The organism is Cronobacter turicensis (assembly GCF_041222865.1).
GTDB classification, from domain to species: Bacteria; Pseudomonadota; Gammaproteobacteria; order Enterobacterales; family Enterobacteriaceae; genus Cronobacter; species Cronobacter turicensis.
The window spans coordinates 3,832,605-3,851,435 of record NZ_CP165997.1 but is presented as its reverse complement, the minus strand read 5'-3'; the positions used below and the strand labels follow the sequence as shown (position 1 = coordinate 3,851,435).

Genomic DNA, 18,831 nt, shown 5'->3' with positions numbered 1-18,831 from the left:
CTGAATCGTATTTAACAGCTAAAGATAATTTATATATCGCCGACATAACAAGGCAGAAAAAAGATTAACAATTGGATAACCTGCCTAAGGACGTCGTTATGTCTTCTCAGCCGTTCGTTACGCAGCGTGAAGTTACGCTCGCTAACGACACCACGCTTATGTCTACCACCGATCTGCAAAGTTATATTACCCATGCCAACGACGCTTTCGTCGAGGTGAGCGGGTATACGCTTGAGGAACTGACCGGCAGCCCGCACAACATGGTGCGCCACCCGGATATGCCGAAAGCGGCTTTTGCCGATATGTGGTACACGCTGAAGCAGGGCGAGCCCTGGACCGGCATCGTGAAAAACCGCTGCAAGAACGGCGATCACTATTGGGTGCGCGCCAACGTCGCGCCGATGGTGCGCAGCGGGAAAATTACCGGCTTTATGTCGATTCGCACCAAAGCCAGCGCGGAAGAGATAGCCGCGGTCGAACCACTCTATAAAGCGCTGCGCGAGGGGCGTAAACCGCGGCGTCTGTTTAAAGGACTGGTGCTGCGCAACGGCGTGTGGGGCAAACTCCCGACGCTGCCGTTACGCTGGCGCCTGCGCGGCGTGATGGCCGCGCTGTTTGTGGCCTGGACCGCGGTCATGGCCTGTACCGGCACGCCCCTGCTGGCCCCGACGCTTATGGCTGCGGTGATGCTGCTGCTTGGCGGCGCGGTGCTGGAGTGGCAGATTGTTCGCCCGCTTGAAAACGTGGCGCGTCAGGCGCTGCGCATTGCGACAGGCGAGTCGCAAAGCATCGCGCATATCAACCGCGTCGATGAGGTCGGCGTGACGCTGCGCGCCATCGGGCAACTGGGACTGATGTGTCGCTGGCTGATGAATGATGTTTCAGGCCAGGTCAGCAATGTACGCAGCGGCAGCGAAACGCTGGCGCGCGGCAATGAGGATCTTAACGAGCGCACCCGTCAGACGGTGGTTAACGTGCAACAAACCGTCACTACCATGAACCAGATGGCGGCATCGGTGCAAAACAACTCCGCCACGGCGGCGGCGGCGGATAAGCTCTCCAGCGAGGCGAGCGACGCGGCGCGTCTCGGCGGGCAGACAATGCAAACCGTGGTCCAGACCATGGATGAGATTGCCGACAGCACGCAGCGCATCGGCTCCATCACGGCGCTTATTAATGACATCGCGTTTCAGACCAACATTCTGGCGCTCAACGCCGCCGTCGAAGCGGCGCGCGCGGGCGAGCAGGGCAAAGGTTTTGCCGTTGTGGCGGGCGAAGTGCGCCATCTGGCGAACCGCAGCGCGAACGCCGCTAACGATATCCGTAAACTCATTGATGCCAGCGCCAGCAAGGTGGCGTCCGGTACGGTGCAGGTGCATGACGCGGGCCGCACCATGCAGGATATCGTCAACCAGGTGGAGAATGTGACGCGCCTGCTGGGGCAGATAAGCCAGGCGACCACCGAGCAGGCCGACGGGCTGTCCGATCTCACCCGCGCCGTGGCGGAACTGGACGCCATCACCCGCAAGAACGCGGCGCTGGTCGATGAAGGCGCGCAGGTTTCGTCGATGGTAAAATACCGTGCTGGCCGCCTTCAGGATGCGGTGACGGTATTGCATTAATTTCGGTTAAAGGCGGCGCCATGCCGCCTTTCTCTTTTTGCTTCACGCTTCTTCTTCACGCCACAAATTTATCAATTTGTGCCCTTTCAGGTGTTCCGCTTATTTGTTGTCTTAATGTTAAAATCAAATTAAATAAATGTATTTAATTTAACCCCTTCATTTTAAATTGTTTTTCCCATCTTCCTGAACCCACACAAAAAGTGTTTCCGCTTCGCTGTAATTAATTGCGCAATTAAGTGATCTGGCGCACATTTGGCCGATCAATAGCCGCATATTAATAGCCATAGGCTATTGTTTTTGGGGTTTATAAAAGAAAAAAACGATCAAACTCATAAAGTTACAAAAGGGCCTGACGATAACGACTTTTGTCGATCCCCGCAGGTTCGGCGGATCACGTTATCCATCGCTGCGATTTCCGTTTCGTCAGCGCAAAATAACCCGTTCAACGGAGTGAATATGTCCATCCGCGATATTAAAATTCGCACAAAGCTTATTTTCGCTTTTGCTTTTTTATTGTTTTGCTACTTATCAGCGCCGGTTTATCACTCGGCAGTCTGAGCCAGGCCAATAATAATATTCAGCAGGTTATCGCTGAGGATTATCCCACTACCGTAAAAGCCAATCAGCTTATCGAAAATTTCCAGAGCTTCGTCAGTACGCAGCAATTAATGCTGATGGACGAGAACCAGCGCTGGACGCAGCAGTCCGAGGCGCAGCTTAGCGCCATCAGCGGGCGTATTAGCGCCTTGCTTGCCGATTTGAATAAAACGCTGACCGACGACGCCTCGCGTCAGGCGCTGGCGCAAATCGCCGACGTGCGTAAGCAGTATCTGGCCTCGCGCTTTCGCATTCTCGATGCGGTAAAACGCAACGATCGCAACGCGGCGCTGGAGGAGATGATGTCCACCACGGTAACGCTTCAGAATGAATATAAATCGCGGGTACAGGCGCTGATTAAAATTCAGGACAACCATATGCGCGAGGCGGGCGTGACGGTGGCGAAAGATTTCAGCGGCAACCGCGCGCTGACCATCGGCCTGACGCTGCTATGCGTGGTGCTGGGCTCGCTGATGGGCTGGCTTATCGTGCGCGCCATTACGCGTCCTCTCGACCAGGCGGTGCGCTTTGCCGGCGCGATTGCTGAAGGCGATCTCACCCGCTCGGTGGAGGTACAGGCGCGCGATGAAACCGGCGTGTTGCTGCATGCGCTGATGGATATGAAACAGCGGCTGCAGGCGATTGTGCAGGAGGTGCAGTACAGCGCGGAAAGCATCTCCAGCGCGGCGTCGCAGATTGTCGCGGGCAACCAGGATCTGGCGGCGCGCACCGAAGAGCAGGCCAGCTCCGTAGAGCAGACGGCCGCCTCGATGGAGCAGATCACCTCGACGGTGAAAAACACCGCCGATAATACCAGTGAGGCGACGCGGCTGTCGTCTGACGCCGCCGGTGTGGTGAAGCGCAACGGCGAGATGATGCAGCAGGTGACGGACAAAATGCGCGTCATTCGCGGCACGTCTGACCGGATGTCAGACATCATCAACCTGATCGATTCCATCGCGTTTCAGACCAATATTCTGGCGCTTAACGCCGCCGTGGAAGCGGCGCGCGCGGGCGAACATGGCCGCGGTTTCGCGGTAGTCGCAGGCGAAGTGCGCCAGCTGGCGCAGAAAAGCGCCTCATCGGCGAGCGAGATCCGCGCGCTGATAGAGGACTCGACCGGTCAGACGCGCGAAGGCATGGAGCTGGTAGAAAAAGCGAGCGGTCTGCTGCATGGCATGGTCGCGAACGTTAGCGAAATGGACACGATCCTGCGTGAAATTGCACAGGCGAGCCGTGAACAGACTGACGGTATCTCGCAGATCAACAGCGCCATCGGCATGATTGACACCACCACGCAGCAGAACTCCGCGCTGGTGGAGGAATCGGTCGCGGCGGCCTCGTCGCTTAATGACCAGGCGCACCACCTGAAAGAGATGATTAAAGTGTTCCGTCTCAGCGCCTGATAACACAACGGCGGTGGCCTGCCGCCGCCGTTGCCGTTAATCGAGCTGGGAGATAGCCAACGCCGCGCGGTCTATGATGCCGATAATCTGCTTTAACGTCTCCGGGCTGATTTCCGCCTGATTCACCTTCAAATCCAGCACCGCTTTCATGTTATCGAGCGCCCGTTTCATCTGCGGATCTTTACGCAGCTTGTGCCCGATGGCGCGCGCCCGCATCCGCGCCTGAATGTGATCCAGCGCCTCGCGGTTTTCCAGAAGCCACGCGCGGCCTGCGTCGGTAATCGCGATTTTCTTCCGACCGCTTTCTTCTTCGCGCAGCACGACAAACCCCTGCGCCTCCAGCGCATCGAGCGTCGGGTAGACCACGCCTGGGCTCGGCGCGTAATGGCCTGCGGTCAGCGTTTCGATGGCTTTGATAAGTTCGTAACCGTGGCTCGCGCCAGCGCACAGGATATCCAGCATGACGAGACGCAGTTCGCCATTGCCGAAAAAGCGCGGGCGGCGATGGCCTTCCGGCCCGTGGCGGCCTTCGCGGCGAGGGGATGAAGCGTGGCGGTCGTCTGAACGCATAAGGGATCTCCGGGTTAAACAGATATATCTTAACTATATCTTTTTTATGGCTGGATGTCTTTTCTAACAGCGATAGAAATACAGGTCATTGATTATAAAAAGATAAAATCCATAATGTTGCGCGATGTGCGGTTTTTGTTCAGGCTATCGAAAAATCGCTTGCCATTTCCGTTGTTGGCAATCATTATCATTTACGACTATTTAGATATATCTAATTTACCGTTTACGTTGGCAGGTTAATGATGAATCAGACCACTCAATTTCCGCAGCGCGTGCGTAACGCGCTGCGTTTTCGCGAAATTACCGTGCTGAAAAGCGAGCGCATCAGCGGCTTTCAGCGCCTTGTGTTTGGCGGCGACGCGCTGGCGGGCTTCAGTTCGCGCGGCTTCGACGACCATATCAAAGTGTTTTTCCCGCAGGACGGCGCGCCATTTGTGCCGCCTGACGTCACCGATGACGGCATCGTCTGGGCAGGCGACGTGCGCCCGCCGTCACGCGATTACACGCCGCTGTTTGACGAGGCGCGCCAGCAGTTAACTATCGATTTTTACGTGCATGAATCTGGCGTGGCGAGCGACTGGGCCGTTGCGGCAAAACCTGGCGATACGCTCTGCATCGGCGGACCGCGCGGTTCGTTAGTGGTGCCGGAAGATTACGCCTGGCAGCTCTACGTGTGCGATGAGTCCGGGATGCCTGCGCTGCGCCGCCGTCTTGAGGCGCTCCGCGCGCAGGCGAAACCGGTGCAGGTGAACGCTATCGTGACGGTGAGGGATGAAGCGCTGAAAGGCTATCTGTCGCACCTCGGCGACTTTAACCTTCAGTGGGTGGTCGGTCATGACGTGCAGGCGGTGGAAGAGAAACTGGCCGCGCTGACGGTGCCGCAGGACGATTATTACCTCTGGATAACCGGCGAAGGAAAAGTCGTTAAACGCTTAAGCGAACCGTTTGAAGGGCGCGTGAACCCTCAGCTGATGCGCGCCGCGGCGTACTGGCACAGCAAGTAATCGCGTAGATCGGCAAAGAAGGGGGCTGGCGTTTTTTTCCGCAGAATAACCCTTCTTTTTTTGTCACTTCCGGACGTATAATCGCCGCCCTTTGTCGATCTTTTGCCTTTTTCCGGAAGCACTATGAGTTCCCTGAGCCTGATCCAGCCGGATCGCGATCTGTTCTCCTGGCCCCAGTACTGGGCGGCCTGCTTTGGGCCTGCGCCCTTTTTACCGATGTCGCGCGAGGAGATGGACCAGCTTGGCTGGGACAGCTGCGATATTATTCTCGTCACCGGCGATGCCTACGTCGATCACCCGAGCTTCGGCATGGCTATTTGCGGCCGTATGCTGGAGGCGCAGGGCTTTCGCGTCGGGATCATCGCGCAGCCGGACTGGAGCAGCAAAGACGACTTCATGCGCCTTGGCAAACCGAACCTGTTTTTCGGCGTGACCGCCGGGAATATGGATTCGATGATCAACCGCTACACGGCGGATCGCAAACTGCGCCACGACGACGCCTACACGCCGGATAACGAAGCCGGAAAACGCCCCGATCGCGCGACGCTGGTCTATACCCAGCGCTGTAAAGAGGCCTGGCGCGACGTGCCGGTCATCCTGGGCGGCATTGAGGCGAGCCTGCGCCGCACCGCGCATTACGATTACTGGTCTGACACCGTGCGCCGCTCGGTGCTGGTGGATGCCAAAGCCGACATGCTGATTTTCGGCAACGGCGAGCGTCCGCTGGTGGAAGTGGCGCATCGTCTGGCGATGGGCGAGCCTATCGCCACGATCCGGGACGTGCGTAATACGGCAATCATGCTGAAAGAAGCCCTGCCGGGCTGGACGGGCGTGGATTCCACGCGTCTCGACACGCCGGGGCGCATTGATCCGATCCCGCATCCGTATGGCGACGATCTGCCGTGCGCTGACGGCAACAAACCGGAAAAGCCCGAAGTGAAAACCGTCACCGTTCAGCCGCCGCGCCCGAAGCCGTGGGAGAAAACCTACGTGCTGCTGCCGTCGTATGAAAAAGTGAAGGGTGACAAAGTACTTTACGCGCACGCCTCGCGCATTCTGCACCACGAAACCAACCCCGGCTGCGCCCGCGCGCTGATGCAAAAGCATGGCGATCGTTATATCTGGATTAACCCGCCTGCGATCCCGCTCTCGACCGAAGAGATGGACAGCGTGTTTGCGCTGCCGTATCAGCGCGTGCCGCACCCGGTGTACGGCAAAAAGCGCATTCCGGCCTGGGAAATGATCCGCTTCTCGGTGAACATTATGCGCGGCTGCTTCGGCGGCTGTTCGTTCTGCTCCATTACCGAACATGAAGGGCGCATTATCCAGAGCCGCTCGGAAGACTCGATCATTAATGAGATAGAAGCGATCCGCGACGCGGTGCCGGGCTTTACCGGCGTGATTTCCGATCTCGGTGGGCCGACGGCCAATATGTATATGCTGCGCTGCACTTCGCCGCGCGCCGAGCAGACCTGCCGTCGCCTGTCGTGCGTCTACCCGGAGATCTGCCCGCATATGGATACCGATCACACGCCGACGATCAACCTCTACCGCCGCGCGCGCGATCTCAAGGGCATCAAGAAGATCCTGATCGCCTCCGGCGTGCGGTACGATTTGGCGGTAGAAGATCCGCGTTATATCAAAGAGCTGGCGACACACCATGTCGGCGGTTATCTGAAGATTGCCCCGGAGCATACCGAAGAGGGGCCGCTCTCAAAAATGATGAAGCCGGGCATGGGCAGCTATGACCGCTTTAAAGAACTGTTCGATACCTATTCAAAACAGGCGGGCAAAGAGCAGTACCTGATCCCGTACTTTATCTCCGCGCACCCCGGCACGCGCGATGAAGATATGGTGAACCTGGCGCTGTGGCTGAAAGCGCGCCGTTTCCGGCTCGATCAGGTGCAGAACTTCTATCCGTCGCCGCTCGCCAACTCGACCACCATGTATTACACCGGCAAAAACCCGCTCGGCAAAATCGGCTACAAAAGTGAAGACGTGGTGGTGCCGAAAGGCGATCGCCAGCGCCGCCTGCACAAGGCGCTGCTGCGCTATCACGATCCGGCCAACTGGCCCGTTATTCGCGAGGCGCTGGAGGCGATGGGTAAAAAGCATCTGATTGGCTCGCGCAGCGACTGCTTAGTGCCCGCGCCGACCACCGATGAGATGCGCGCGGCGAAACGGCAGTATCGGCACACGCAGCCCGCGCTGACCAAACACACCCCGGTGAGCCATCAGCGCCAGGGCCTGCCGAAAACGAAGAAAACGGCGCGCTGAGCCCATAAAAAAAGCACCGCTCGCGGTGCTTTTTCTTTATGTCAGGGCTGCGTTTAGCGACGAACGGCGATCGCTTCGATTTCGATTTTCACGTCTTTCGGCAGACGCGCCACTTCGACGCAGGAGCGCGCCGGGAAAGTCGCGTTATGCTCGGTGAAAAACGCTTCGTAAGTGGCGTTAACGGTGGCGAAGTCGTTCAGATCTTTGACGAATACCGTGGTTTTCACGATATCGCCGACTTTCAGGCCAGCGGCTTCGATAATCGCTTTCACGTTATCCAGCGACTGGCGCGCCTGGGCGGCGATGTCGTCCGGCACGCTGCCGGATTTCGGGTCAACCGGGATCTGACCGGAGGTGATAACCATGTTGCCCAGATCGACAGCCTGAACGTAAGGACCGATAGCGGCAGGGGCATTTTCCGTGGCGATAGTGCGGGACATAATTTCTCCTGAAGTTAACAGCGGTAAGGCTCCCGCTCATTATAGGGAGCCGCAAGGCCATTGCCAGCCACAATTAATCCGCCAGCACGACGTGACGCGCGAACTCTTTCTCACAATATTTGCACTTCAGCTGCACCGCGTCGCCGCGCGTTTTCACAGCAAAGCTGGAGGCGACCGGCTCGGTACGGCTGATGCAGTTGCCGTTCGGGCAGACCAGCACATTATCGATACGATCCGGCAGGCTCGGCTTGCTCTTGCCTACCACTTCGTAATCGTCGATGCGGTTTACCGTCGCCTGCGGCGCGTAGAGCGCGAGCTGATTGACCTGCTCGTCCGTCAGGAAGGTGTTTTCAATCTTGATTAAATCTTTGCGGCCCATTTCGCCGGAGGGCAGGTTAAGGCCGATGGTAATGCGCTGATCCGTTTCGGTAAGCTTAAACAGGGAAAGCAGCTTGAAGCCGACCTGCGCCGGAATATGGTCAATCACCGTGCCGCGGCGAATGGCTTCTACCTGAAGTTTATTGTCATGGGTCATGAGCTTCTCCTTACAGAGCTAAATCGCGATTCAGTACCAGCGCCAGCAGCGCCTGACGGGCGAAAATACCGTTGCCCGCCTGCTGGAAATACCAGGCGTGGGGCGTTCTATCCACGTCGGTAGTGATTTCATCAATGCGCGGCAGCGGGTGCAGCACTTTCATGTTGTCGCGCGCGCCCTGAAGATCGGCGGCGCGCAGCACAAACTGGGCCTTCACGTTGGCGTATTCCGACGGGTCGAGACGCTCTTTCTGCACGCGGGTCATGTAGAGAATATCCACTTCCTGGACCACGTCGTCGATGGCGCTGTGCAGGCTCCACGGAATGCCTTTTTCATCCAGCATATCGAGAATGTATTGCGGCATCGCCAGCGCGTCCGGGGCGATAAAGCAGAAGCGGTTGCCGTTGAACTTCGCCAGCGCCTGCGCGAGCGAATGCACCGTGCGGCCATATTTCAGGTCACCCACCATCGCGATGGTGAGGTTCTCAAGGCGTCCCTGCGTCTCCTGGATGGTAAAGAGATCCAGCAGCGTCTGGGTTGGGTGCTGGTTGGCCCCGTCGCCCGCGTTCAGCACCGGCACGCCGCCGGAAAACTCGGTCGCCAGACGCGCCGCGCCCTCCTGCGGGTGGCGCATCACGATGGCGTCCACATAGGTGCTGATGACAGAAATGGTGTCCGCCAGCGTTTCGCCTTTTTTGCCAAGGGACGTGTTACTGCTGTCGGAGAAGCCGACCACCGCCGCGCCCAGACGGTGCATGGAGGTCTCAAACGACAGGCGGGTGCGGGTCGAGGCTTCGAAGAAGCAGCTGGCGATCACTTTGTGCTTCAGAAGCTCCGGCTGCGGGTTCGCTTTCAGCTTCGCCGCCGTCTCCAGCACCAGCTCAAGCTCGGCGCGGCTGAGATCGTTGATGGAAATAATATGTTTTTGATAAAGCGGATTAGCCATTTTTGTCTCCTCTTTAGGCCGGCGGACAAACGCTGGACAAAAAAAAGCCCCTCATTGAGGGGCTTTTAACAGCAATTCGGGAACGGAAAGAGCAACGGCCTGGCCGTCAGCTTTCTGACGACGCGGTAAGACAAAATGTCGAACACACTGGACCATGCTTCCCTCCGGCAAATTGCCCGGCATTATACGCATGTGCGTTTAGCTGACAAGCAGGAAATGCACACTTTGCGCTCAGGAATCGATTGCTGTGAATATTAATGCATTAGAAGTAAATAATTAATACGCTTGTGAACCAGCGCGGTGCGCTTCACATCGCGCGGCGCTATCCAGACAATACTGCTACCCGCCACCACGCCTAATACCTCCGGCAAAGCGTGATAATCCAGCACTTTCGCCACCGCGCGGCCATAGCCCGCCACCGTATGAACAAGGATAAATTCGCTGTTATGTTCAACGCTCACCACCATTTCCGCGATCGAGCGTGCGGCGTCCGGCGCGGGCTGTAATAGCGGATTCAGGGAATAAATTTTTTGTCCTTTGGCGTTGCGGATTTTAATTACGCCGAGCAGTTTCAGCAGGCGTGAGACGGAGGACTGGCTGATATTGTCGAACCCCTGGCGCTGCATGTCGCGCCGGATCTCCTCCTGAGAGCAGTAGGTTTTGTTGCTGATGAGCCGCTGGCATACCGTCATTTGCTCCTGCTCTTTTCCGGAATAATCACCGTAATCCTTCATGGACAGTCACTCCTTACGTTGATGAAAGTTGAAGAAAAACGATATGGTTTTCCCGGCCCGCGTCCAGGGGGAAAACGTAATAACCTGACAATTTACGGGCTTTTGCTGAAATGATCGGCGTTTTATGCGGCGCAACGCCCTGGCTGACCGCGCCGCAACGCCATGTCAGGCTAAAACAGCGCGCCAAGACTGAGGGCGGCCATGTTCAGCACCGTCAGGATCAGTATGAGCGGCGCAACCCATTTCAGATAACGCACATAAGGTACGCGAGCGATAGCCAGGCCGCCCATCACCACGGCTGAGGTGGGCGTAATCAGATTCACGATCCCGGAGGCGGACTGATAGGCGGTGACCACCAGATCGCGCCCTACATGGGCGAAATCCGCGAGCGGCGCCATGATAGGCATCGTCAGCACGGCAAGGCCGGATGACGACGGCACCAGGAACGAGAGCACCACTTCAATCCAGTACGTCACGTTGATAAACACCGTGGTGGACAGCCCGGATACCAGGTTTTCCGCGCTGTGCAGAATCGTGTGGGTGATCATGCCGTTATCCATTACCACCACAATACCGCGCGCGATACCGATAATGAGCGCCACGCCGAGCAGATCCCGCGCGCCGTCGATAAAGGTGCTGGTGAACGCTTCTTCGCTCATGCGCGCCACCACGCCGGTGATAATCGCGGCGGCGAGGAACACGCCGGAAATCTCACCCATCCACCAGCCGCGCACCGCCACGCCGTAAATCATCACCGCAAACGAGGCGGCGAAAATGATCAGGATGATTTTGCGCGTCATGGTGAAGGGGAGCATGTCGGCAGAGCGGTTGCCGAGAAAGTGCGCGCGGTTGGCTTCCCACTGGTCCGCCACCACGGAGAGTGACGGGTCCTGACGCACGCGACGGGCGTAACGCATCACCCACAGCACGCAGATAACCCAGCCGATAACCAACAGCGCCACGCGCAGCCAGATGCCGCTGGTGAACGGAATACCGGCGGCGTTGGCGGCAATCACCGTTGCGAAGGGGTTAATGGTGGAGCCGAGCGTGCCGATGCCCGCGCCCAGCAACACCGTGGCGGCGGCGACCAGCGGGTCGAAGCGCGCGGCCATCATGACCGGCACCAGCAGGGTATAAAACGGCAGCGACTCTTCCGCCATGCCGTAGATGGTGCCGCCCGCGGCGAACAGCGCCATCAATATCGGGATCATCCACTCTTCTTTGCCGTGTAACCGCTCCGTCACGCGCTCGATCCCGGCGTCGATGGCCCCGGTTTTATTCACCACGCCCAGAAAGCCGCCGATGATCAGCACAAACAGCGCCACGTCGATGGCCCCTGCGGTATAGGTCACGTGGTTGTAAAGGCCATCCACCGGGGCCAGCAGAATGGCGGTAATGCCCTGCGGATGCGCCTCGACGGGGGCGTAAGTGCCCGCGACCGGCACCTCTTTGCCGAGCGTGTCGTTCATCGCCATCTGGTATTTCCCGGCAGGCACTACCCAGGTGAGCGCCGCCACCAGCGCGATAAGCACAAACAAAATCGTATAAGCGGAAGGAAATTTGAACCTGTGCATGAGGGTATCTCCGAAGCGGCGGGCGCACCGGCGGCGCGCCCGCAAAGATTATTCGCCAAGCGTCGCCACCATCACGGCTTTGATGGTGTGCATACGGTTCTCCGCCTCATCAAACACAATGGAGCAGGGGGACTCGAACACGTCATCCGTCACTTCCAGCCCTTTCAGGCCATAAGCGACTTCGATTTCGCGGCCGACGGTGGTGTGCTCGTTATGAAACGCCGGCAGGCAGTGCATAAATTTGACGTTCGGATTGCCGGTCGCTTTCACCACCGCCTGATTGATCTGGTAGGGTTTCATCAACGCGACGCGCTCGGCCCACGCTTCTTTCGGCTCGCCCATCGATACCCAGACGTCGGTGTAGAGGAAATCCACACCGTCCACGCCTTCGTCCACATGCTCCGTAAGAATGATGCGCGCGCCGGTCTCAGCGGCGAGTGCGCGGCATTGTTCGACCAGCGCCTCTTCCGGCCAGAAGGCTTTCGGCGCCACCAGGCGGATCTCCATGCCCATTTTCGCCGCGCCTACCATCAGCGAGTTGCCCATGTTGTTGCGCGCGTCGCCAAGATACGCAAAGCGGATCTGCGGAAGCGTTTTGCCTGGCGAGTGCTCCAGCATGGTCATCAGGTCGGCCAGGATTTGCGTCGGATGAAATTCATTGGTCAGCCCGTTCCATACCGGCACGCCCGCGAATTTGGCAAGCTCCTCAACGATCTCCTGGCCGTAGCCGCGATATTCGATGCCGTCATACATGCGTCCCAGCACGCGGGCGGTATCTTTCATTGACTCTTTATGACCAATCTGCGAGCCGCTCGGCCCGAGGTATGTCACCTGCGCGCCCTGGTCAAATGCGCCGACTTCAAACGCGCAGCGGGTGCGGGTGGAGGTTTTTTCGAAAATCAGCGCGATGTTTTTGCCCACCAGCGTTTTCTTCTCGCGCCCGGCCTTTTTATCGGCTTTCAGCTGCATGGCCAGATCGATGAGGTACTGGATCTCCGCCGGGGTGTAGTCGAGCAGTTTCAGGAAGTTGCGGTTTTTCAGGTTGATAGTCATGGTTAAATCCTTTTTGCATTAAAGCGGTGAGAAAACTTACTGGCGAATCAACGTGCCTTTATCGCCCGCGAGGATGGCCGGGCCGTCGCCCAGCGCGCCGATCCCTGCGATGCCGCCGCACTGCTCAACGAAGGCGCAGCACGCGGCCACTTTCGGCCCCATGGAGCCTGCATCGAAGTGCAGCTCCGCCAGCTGCGAGGGCGTTACGTGGGTCATGGGGCGCTGGGTCGGCTTACCCCAGTGGACATACACCGCGTCGGCGTCCGTCAGGATCAGCAGCGCGTCGGCGTGCAGCTGGCGCGCCAGCAGCGCGGCCGAGAGATCTTTATCGATAACCGCCTCGATGCCGTGGTAACCGTCGGCTTTATCCACCACCGGCACGCCGCCGCCGCCGTTGCAAATCACCAGATGGTCGCGCTCGATAAGCGCTTTGATGGCGTCGCTCTCGACAATCCGCTGCGGCTGAGGCGAAGGCACCACGCGACGGAAATAAGGCCCGTCGGCTTTCATCGTCCAGCCTTTCTCCGCGGCGAGCTGGTCCGCCTGGGCTTTGTCATATACCGGGCCGATGTATTTGGTCGGGTTCTTAAACGCCGGGTCAGCGTCATCCACCGCCACCTGCGTCAGCAGCACGCTGACTTCGCGATCCGGCAGCTGGTTTTTCAGCGACTGCTGTAACAGGTAACCAATCATTCCCTGACTTTCGGCGCCCAGAATGTCGAGCGGATAAGGCGTGACGTTCAGATAGGCGCTGTTTTGCAGCGCCAGCAGCCCGACCTGCGGGCCATTGCCGTGCACCAGCACCACGCGCCACTGGCGGGTGAGCTGAGCAATGGTGTGGGCCGCCAGTTCGACGTTATGACGCTGAATATCGGCCTCCAGCGGTTCGCCGCGTTTCAGCAGCGCGTTGCCGCCAAGGGCCACGACCAGCGTGGGTTTCATTTCCATGGGGTTCTCCTTAAATGCCGTCGCGTTCCAGCGGGCAGCTCATGCAGCGCGCGCCGCCGCGTCCGCGGCCCAGCTCGTCGCCAGGAATCGGCAGCACGGTGATGCCGGCCTTGTCATATTTCTCGTTGGTCCAGGTGTTGCGCTCATAGCCGATCACTACGCCTGGGCGCACGGTCAGCACGTTGTTGGCGTCGTTCCACTGCTCGCGCTCGGCTTCAAACGCATCGCCGCCGGTGGTGATGAGCCGTATCTGGTCGATGCCGAGCGCCTGCTCCAGGGCGTATACCAGCGTTTTTTCTTCGGTACGTGCGATGCCGCCGTGCCCGTCCGGCGTTAAGGTCCAGCACTTCACGTCAGGGCGTACGACTTCCGGATAAACGGAGAAAGTGTCGATATCGATATGCGTCATCACGGTATCGAGGTGCATACAGGAGCGGTGTTTCGGCAATTCAACGGCAATAACGCGCGTCGCCTGCTGGTGTTTAAACAGGGCGCTCGCGAGGAATTCCACACCCTGCGGCGTGGTGCGCTCAGACATGCCGATTAATACCGCGCCGCGGCCAATCACTAATACATCGCCGCCTTCCAGCGTCGCGTGGTCATAATTAATATTCTGATCGCCGAAATATTTAATAAACTCGCCATCGGCGAAGGCCGGATGCCAGCGATAAATCGCGCGCAGATTATTGGTTTCGCGCTGGCGGGCCTGTTTCGCCATTGGGTTAATCGACACGCCGTTATATATCCAGCAGGATGTGTCACGGGTAAATAAATGGTTGGGCAACGGCTCCATAATAAAATCATTGGCGCCGTGCGTGTCCACGACCATATTATGAATGGAGGCCGGGATTTCGCTGAAGGTCAGGCCGCCGCTTAAACGCCGCGCCAGCTCACGGTGCGGCAGATCGGCAAGCCAGCCGCGGACATCCGAGGCAAAAGAGGGGCCGAGGCGGTATTCAGACACCTGTGTCTCCAGCAACCAGTCTTTGGCGGCCGGGATATCCAGCGTGCGCGTCAGGAGATCCGTCAGCAATAATACTTCTACGCCCTGGTCGCGCAGCGTACGGGCGAAAATATCGTGTTCTTCACCGGCGCGTTCTACGGATAATACATCATCGAAAAGTAATTCCTGGCAATTAGACGGCGTCAGTCTTTTCAGGCTTAAATTAGGGCGGTGCAACATGACGCTGCGTAATTGTCCAATTTCCGATCCCACGTAATGCTTTTCCATATTTATTCCTTCGCTAATTTTCAGAATAAAAACGGCGGCATTATGCGAAAGGTTTTCGCATAACGAGTTACCGTGCAGATTGAATTCGAAATTAATAGTAATGGAGTGCGGGGTTTATTGTGTGATGAATATCACGGGCGACGCGGTGATTTTACTATTCCGCCATAATGATGATTTATTTCATGGAAAGTTTAATTAATTTGTCGGGGGTTATGAATCGCTACGCAGAAAACACGGCGCTTATGCAGCGTTGTTAAGAATCTGTTTTTGGACAACAAATACACAAATAATTAAATTATTGATATTAAATGCTTTTATTTGGTCCGTAATATGGTTATGCATTTATGGTGCGCGATTATTTTGAATTGCTGAAAATAAAGCAAATAACTATGACGTAACCATGCCTGTTTGTGAGGTAAGTAAAACGTGATTCCCCTGTCTTTTTTCAGATAAACACTGGTAAAACAGTGGGATATAGCGAAGCTGTAAGTGGTATTCGCCAGGGTTATGCATAAAAGATGCATAAACGCCTGATGGGTATTAACAAGCCGGTAACGCTTCGTTCGATAACCATGCGCCAGAACAGCTTTTACCCATAAACCAGTGGCGCGCCGGCGGAATTACTCGTATAACACGACAAAATGAAACGCTGTTTTATATAAGGAGCTGGCATGATTATCGGTAACATTCACGCGTTGGGCGAATGGCTGCCTGCGCCGTTTCGCGAGGCGATTGAGCAGGTGAAGCAGCAGGTGACGGCGCAGACCGCGCCGGGCAAGTACGATCTGGATGGCGATCGCCTTTTTTTTCTGCTCTCAGAAGATACGACGGAGCCGCTGGCGGAACGCCGCGCCGAATATCACGCGCGTTATCTGGACATTCAGATTGTCCTGTCGGGCCGCGAAGGGATGACCTTCAGCACGTTGCCGCCGGGCGCGCCGGACACCGACTGGCTGGCGGATAAAGATATCGCGTTCCTGCCCGAAGGCGCACAGGAGAAAACCGTGGTGCTGGAAGAGGGCGATTTCGTGATTTTCTGGCCAGGCGAGGTGCATAAGCCGCTGTGCGCGGTGGGCGACCCGGCCCCGGTGCGCAAAGTCGTCGTGAAGATGTTGATGGCGTGAGTGGCTTGTAGATGGGTAGGGTGGGCACCCACCATCCAGTCATCCGGCAAGGCGGGTGCGCGATGCTTACCCGCCCTACGGTGAGCGTGGTTCTGTCGTTTCGTAGGGTGGGTAAGCGAAGCGCAGCCACCAATCGACCATCCGACCATCCGGCAAGGCGGGTGCGCGATGCTTACCCGCCCTACGGTGAGCGTTGTTCTGTCGTTTCGTAGGGTGGGTAAGCGAAGCGCAGCCACCAGTCGACCATCCGACCATCCGGCAAGGCGGGTGCGCGATGCTTACCCGCCCTACAGTCAGCGTTGTTCTGTCGTTTCGTAGGGTGGGTAAGCGCAGCGCACCCACCAACCCCGCGAGCTTACTCAGAGAGCGTCGCCACCATCACTGCTTTGATCGTATGCATCCGGTTTTCCGCCTGATCGAACACGATACTGTGGGTCGACTCAAACACCTCGTCGGTCACTTCCATGCCGCCTTTCAGGCCATACTCCTGCGCCATCTGCTTGCCGAGCGTGGTCTGGTCGTCGTGAAACGCCGGCAGGCAGTGCAGAAATTTCACGTTCGGGTTGCCGGTCTGCGCCAGCATCTGGCTGTTAACCTGATACGGCCGCAGCAGCGCGATACGCTCTGCCCACTTCTCTTTGGCTTCGCCCATCGACACCCAGACATCGGTATAAATGAAATCCGCGCCCTTCACGCCCGCGGCGATATCTTCGGTCAGCGTGATCCGCCCGCCGGTCTCTTTGGCCAGCGCCTGGCATTCGGTCACAAGCTTCGCGGCAGGCCAGCAGCTCTCTGGGGCGACAAGCCGTAAATCCAGCCCCATCAGCGCGGCGGCTTCTAACATTGAGTTGCCCATGTTGTTGCGCGCATCACCCGCGTACACCAGCGTCATCTCGTTAAACGCTTTGCCCGGCAGATGTTCCTGCATGGTGAGCAGATCCGCCAGTAATTGCGTCGGGTGAAACTCATCGGTCAGGCCGTTCCACACCGGCACACCGGCGAACTGCGCCAATGTTTCGACGATCTCCTGGCCAAAACCGCGATACTGAATGCCGTCGTACATGCGGCCCAGCACGCGGGCGGTATCTTTAATTGATTCTTTATGCCCAATCTGACTGCCGCTTGGCCCGAGATAAGTGACGCGCGCGCCCTGGTCATATGCGGCAACTTCGAAAGAGCATCGTGTGCGGGTTGAGTCTTTTTCGAAGATGAGCGCAATGTTTTTTCCGGTAAGCTTTTGAACTTCAACGCCGTTTTTTTTATCGTTTTTAAGCTTCGCCGAAAGCTCCAGCAACATGCGGATTTGAGCGGGCGTAAAATCGAGCAGTTTTAAAAACGATTTCTGGTACAACGCAGACATGATCCCCTCGCTGGCTGACGCCACTTATTGAATTAATATTCAACATATATGTATGAATATTCATTTGCAACCCCCGGTGTTAAAACTTTGCGGTGAAAGGTGGAGGCATTCCCGCGGGTGTGTGAAAATAGAAGGTATCTGCCACACACTGAGGAACGAGCCATGGCAAACCCGGAATTACTGGAAGAGCAGCGCGAAGAGACGCGTCTGATTATTGAAGAGCTGCTTGAAGATGGCAGCGATCCTGAGGCGCTGTACACTATTGAACACCACTTTTCGGCAGACGATTTCGACACGCTGGAGAAACTGGCGGTAGAAGTGTTCAAGCTTGGCTACGAAGTGACAGACCCGGAAGAGCTGGAGCTGGAAGAGGGCGGTGAAACCGTTATCTGCTGCGACGCGCTGAGCGAGTGCGCGCTGAATGCCGAGCTTATCGACGCTCAGGTCGAACAACTGATGAACATGGCGGAGAAGTTTAACGTCGAATATGACGGCTGGGGCACTTACTTTGAAGACCCGGACGGTGAAGGCGAAGACGAAGACGACGAAGGCATGGATGAAGACGACGACGGCGTTCGTCACTAAGTCGCACTTTGCGGCAGCGCGATGCTGCCGCATTTCAGGAACCCCGCATGAATTACGACGCACTCCTCCTCCCCGTTAAAAATTTCCTTCACTGCGCCACCCCGCAAGCCTGGATAGATGAAGCCAGAGCGCCGGAAAACTTACCGCTGCTGCTGACCGACCACATGATCTGCGAGCTGAAAGCCGCGCAAACCGCGATGCTGCTCATTCGCCGCTATGTCGCGGATAAAAGCGGCTCTGACGAATTGCTCGGCTGGCTACAGCCCTATGAAGATTTCACCTATCGTGAAGGCCCGGAGCCCGATTTCCTGGCGCTGCATAAGCGCATCGGTAAAAGCGTGATGCCGCATACCGACGATCCGTGGGGCCAGGCGCTCATCGACAGCATGGTGCTGCTCATCAAAGAAGAATTACACCACTTCTGGCAGGTGCGCGAAGTGATGCAGGCGCGTAACATCCCGTATGTCAAAATCACCGCCAGCCGCTATGCGCGCGGGATGCGGCGCGAAATGCGCACGTATGAGCCTGCGACGCTGGTCGACAAGCTGATTTGCGGGGCGTATATCGAAGCCCGCTCGTGCGAGCGTTTCGCGGCGCTGGCGCCATATCTGGACGATGACCTGCAGAAGTTTTACCTGTCGCTGCTGCGCTCGGAAGCGCGTCACTATCAGGATTACCTCACGCTGGCGCAGCAGATTTCGCCGGACGACATCGCGCCGCGGGTGCAGGCGCTGGGCGAGGCGGAAGCGCGGCTGATTAATCAGCCTGATGCGGAATTCCGTTTCCACAGCGGCGTACCGGCGCACGCGTAAAGCGTTGGGCGTT

The 18,831-nt window shown here is 57.4% G+C and carries 17 protein-coding genes and 1 pseudogene; 7 read left to right on the top strand and 11 right to left on the bottom strand.

Annotated features, from left to right (window positions below):
• Positions 1–98: 98 nt before the first annotated feature.
• Positions 99–1,622, top strand: a complete 1,524-nt coding sequence (locus AB8W27_RS18355) for a PAS domain-containing methyl-accepting chemotaxis protein (RefSeq protein WP_041923127.1) — start codon at positions 99–101, stop codon at positions 1,620–1,622.
• A gap of 456 nt (positions 1,623–2,078) precedes the next feature.
• Positions 2,079–3,625, top strand: a pseudogene (locus AB8W27_RS18350) (methyl-accepting chemotaxis protein).
• Positions 3,626–3,661: 36 nt separating this feature from the next.
• Here AB8W27_RS18350 and AB8W27_RS18345 read toward each other — a convergent pair.
• A complete protein-coding gene (locus AB8W27_RS18345) occupies positions 3,662–4,195 on the bottom strand; it encodes a PadR family transcriptional regulator (RefSeq protein WP_041923128.1) in 534 nt (177 codons plus the stop codon).
• Between the two features lie 239 nt (positions 4,196–4,434).
• On the opposite strand from AB8W27_RS18345, the gene AB8W27_RS18340 reads away from it, so the two are divergent.
• Positions 4,435–5,199 carry a siderophore-interacting protein gene (locus AB8W27_RS18340; RefSeq protein WP_012815084.1) on the top strand — a complete coding sequence of 255 codons (765 nt, stop codon included), beginning with the start codon at positions 4,435–4,437 and terminating at the stop codon, positions 5,197–5,199.
• A gap of 123 nt (positions 5,200–5,322) precedes the next feature.
• Positions 5,323–7,476 carry a YgiQ family radical SAM protein gene (locus AB8W27_RS18335; protein WP_012815085.1) on the top strand — a complete coding sequence of 718 codons (2,154 nt, stop codon included), beginning with the start codon at positions 5,323–5,325 and terminating at the stop codon, positions 7,474–7,476.
• Between the two features lie 53 nt (positions 7,477–7,529).
• Here AB8W27_RS18335 and ridA read toward each other — a convergent pair whose 3' ends face one another.
• The 9 genes from ridA to arcA form a co-directional block, all read right to left on the bottom strand.
• Positions 7,530–7,916 (bottom strand): 2-iminobutanoate/2-iminopropanoate deaminase, encoded by a 387-nt coding sequence (gene ridA / locus AB8W27_RS18330; protein WP_004388683.1) that lies wholly within the window; start codon positions 7,914–7,916, stop codon positions 7,530–7,532.
• A 73-nt stretch (positions 7,917–7,989) separates the two neighbouring features.
• Positions 7,990–8,451 (bottom strand): aspartate carbamoyltransferase regulatory subunit, encoded by a 462-nt coding sequence (gene pyrI / locus AB8W27_RS18325; RefSeq protein ID WP_007766991.1) that lies wholly within the window; start codon positions 8,449–8,451, stop codon positions 7,990–7,992.
• Between the two features lie 10 nt (positions 8,452–8,461).
• A complete protein-coding gene (gene pyrB / locus AB8W27_RS18320) occupies positions 8,462–9,397 on the bottom strand; it encodes an aspartate carbamoyltransferase (protein ID WP_012815087.1) in 936 nt (311 codons plus the stop codon).
• Positions 9,398–9,448: 51 nt separating this feature from the next.
• Complete coding sequence (locus AB8W27_RS18315) at positions 9,449–9,553, bottom strand: pyrBI operon leader peptide (protein WP_237656608.1); 105 nt, start codon at positions 9,551–9,553, stop codon at positions 9,449–9,451.
• Positions 9,554–9,651: 98 nt separating this feature from the next.
• Positions 9,652–10,131, bottom strand: coding sequence for an arginine repressor (locus AB8W27_RS18310; RefSeq protein ID WP_012815089.1), 480 nt, complete (start codon positions 10,129–10,131; stop codon positions 9,652–9,654).
• Positions 10,132–10,301: 170 nt separating this feature from the next.
• Positions 10,302–11,705: a YfcC family protein gene (locus tag AB8W27_RS18305; RefSeq protein ID WP_012815091.1), complete on the bottom strand. Its 1,404-nt coding sequence runs from the start codon at positions 11,703–11,705 to the stop codon at positions 10,302–10,304.
• Positions 11,706–11,753: 48 nt separating this feature from the next.
• Positions 11,754–12,758, bottom strand: coding sequence for an ornithine carbamoyltransferase (argF, locus tag AB8W27_RS18300; RefSeq protein WP_012815092.1), 1,005 nt, complete (start codon positions 12,756–12,758; stop codon positions 11,754–11,756).
• A gap of 36 nt (positions 12,759–12,794) precedes the next feature.
• On the bottom strand, positions 12,795–13,706 hold the full coding sequence (gene arcC / locus AB8W27_RS18295) for a carbamate kinase (RefSeq protein ID WP_041923129.1): 912 nt from the start codon (positions 13,704–13,706) through the stop codon (positions 12,795–12,797).
• A gap of 10 nt (positions 13,707–13,716) precedes the next feature.
• Positions 13,717–14,937: an arginine deiminase gene (gene arcA / locus AB8W27_RS18290; RefSeq protein ID WP_012815094.1), complete on the bottom strand. Its 1,221-nt coding sequence runs from the start codon at positions 14,935–14,937 to the stop codon at positions 13,717–13,719.
• A gap of 671 nt (positions 14,938–15,608) precedes the next feature.
• On the opposite strand from arcA, the gene AB8W27_RS18285 reads away from it, so the two are divergent.
• The gene (locus AB8W27_RS18285; RefSeq protein WP_012815096.1) at positions 15,609–16,061 is read left to right on the top strand and encodes a YhcH/YjgK/YiaL family protein; all 453 of its coding nucleotides are present in this window, start codon (positions 15,609–15,611) and stop codon (positions 16,059–16,061) included.
• A 355-nt stretch (positions 16,062–16,416) separates the two neighbouring features.
• Here AB8W27_RS18285 and argF (AB8W27_RS18280) read toward each other — a convergent pair whose 3' ends face one another.
• Positions 16,417–17,421, bottom strand: a complete 1,005-nt coding sequence (gene argF / locus AB8W27_RS18280; RefSeq protein ID WP_041923130.1) for an ornithine carbamoyltransferase — start codon at positions 17,419–17,421, stop codon at positions 16,417–16,419.
• A gap of 162 nt (positions 17,422–17,583) precedes the next feature.
• Between argF (AB8W27_RS18280) and rraB the strand changes: the two genes are divergently transcribed.
• Together rraB and miaE are read left to right on the top strand one after the other, a co-directional pair.
• Complete coding sequence (gene rraB, locus AB8W27_RS18275; RefSeq protein ID WP_041923131.1) at positions 17,584–18,006, top strand: ribonuclease E inhibitor RraB; 423 nt, start codon at positions 17,584–17,586, stop codon at positions 18,004–18,006.
• 47 nt (positions 18,007–18,053) lie between these two features.
• Complete coding sequence (gene miaE / locus AB8W27_RS18270) at positions 18,054–18,818, top strand: tRNA isopentenyl-2-thiomethyl-A-37 hydroxylase MiaE (RefSeq protein WP_012815099.1); 765 nt, start codon at positions 18,054–18,056, stop codon at positions 18,816–18,818.
• The last annotated feature ends 13 nt before the right edge of the window (positions 18,819–18,831 follow it).

Bases quoted from the DNA above. Each gene is read 5' to 3' on its own strand.
- AB8W27_RS18335 (WP_012815085.1), top strand. From the start codon at position 5,323: ATGAGTTCCCTGAGCCTGATCCAGCCGGATCGCGATCTGTTCTCCTGG.
- pyrI (WP_007766991.1), bottom strand. From the start codon at position 8,451: ATGACCCATGACAATAAACTTCAGGTAGAAGCCATTCGCCGCGGCACG.
- pyrB (WP_012815087.1), bottom strand. From the start codon at position 9,397: ATGGCTAATCCGCTTTATCAAAAACATATTATTTCCATCAACGATCTC.
- ridA (WP_004388683.1), bottom strand. From the start codon at position 7,916: ATGTCCCGCACTATCGCCACGGAAAATGCCCCTGCCGCTATCGGTCCT.
- AB8W27_RS18340 (WP_012815084.1), top strand. From the start codon at position 4,435: ATGATGAATCAGACCACTCAATTTCCGCAGCGCGTGCGTAACGCGCTG.
- AB8W27_RS18310 (WP_012815089.1), bottom strand. From the start codon at position 10,131: ATGAAGGATTACGGTGATTATTCCGGAAAAGAGCAGGAGCAAATGACG.
- AB8W27_RS18315 (WP_237656608.1), bottom strand. From the start codon at position 9,553: ATGGTCCAGTGTGTTCGACATTTTGTCTTACCGCGTCGTCAGAAAGCT.
- argF (WP_041923130.1), bottom strand. From the start codon at position 17,421: ATGTCTGCGTTGTACCAGAAATCGTTTTTAAAACTGCTCGATTTTACG.
- AB8W27_RS18355 (WP_041923127.1), top strand. From the start codon at position 99: ATGTCTTCTCAGCCGTTCGTTACGCAGCGTGAAGTTACGCTCGCTAAC.
- AB8W27_RS18345 (WP_041923128.1), bottom strand. From the start codon at position 4,195: ATGCGTTCAGACGACCGCCACGCTTCATCCCCTCGCCGCGAAGGCCGC.
- AB8W27_RS18305 (WP_012815091.1), bottom strand. From the start codon at position 11,705: ATGCACAGGTTCAAATTTCCTTCCGCTTATACGATTTTGTTTGTGCTT.
- rraB (WP_041923131.1), top strand. From the start codon at position 17,584: ATGGCAAACCCGGAATTACTGGAAGAGCAGCGCGAAGAGACGCGTCTG.
- AB8W27_RS18285 (WP_012815096.1), top strand. From the start codon at position 15,609: ATGATTATCGGTAACATTCACGCGTTGGGCGAATGGCTGCCTGCGCCG.
- arcC (WP_041923129.1), bottom strand. From the start codon at position 13,706: ATGGAAATGAAACCCACGCTGGTCGTGGCCCTTGGCGGCAACGCGCTG.
- argF (WP_012815092.1), bottom strand. From the start codon at position 12,758: ATGACTATCAACCTGAAAAACCGCAACTTCCTGAAACTGCTCGACTAC.
- miaE (WP_012815099.1), top strand. From the start codon at position 18,054: ATGAATTACGACGCACTCCTCCTCCCCGTTAAAAATTTCCTTCACTGC.
- arcA (WP_012815094.1), bottom strand. From the start codon at position 14,937: ATGGAAAAGCATTACGTGGGATCGGAAATTGGACAATTACGCAGCGTC.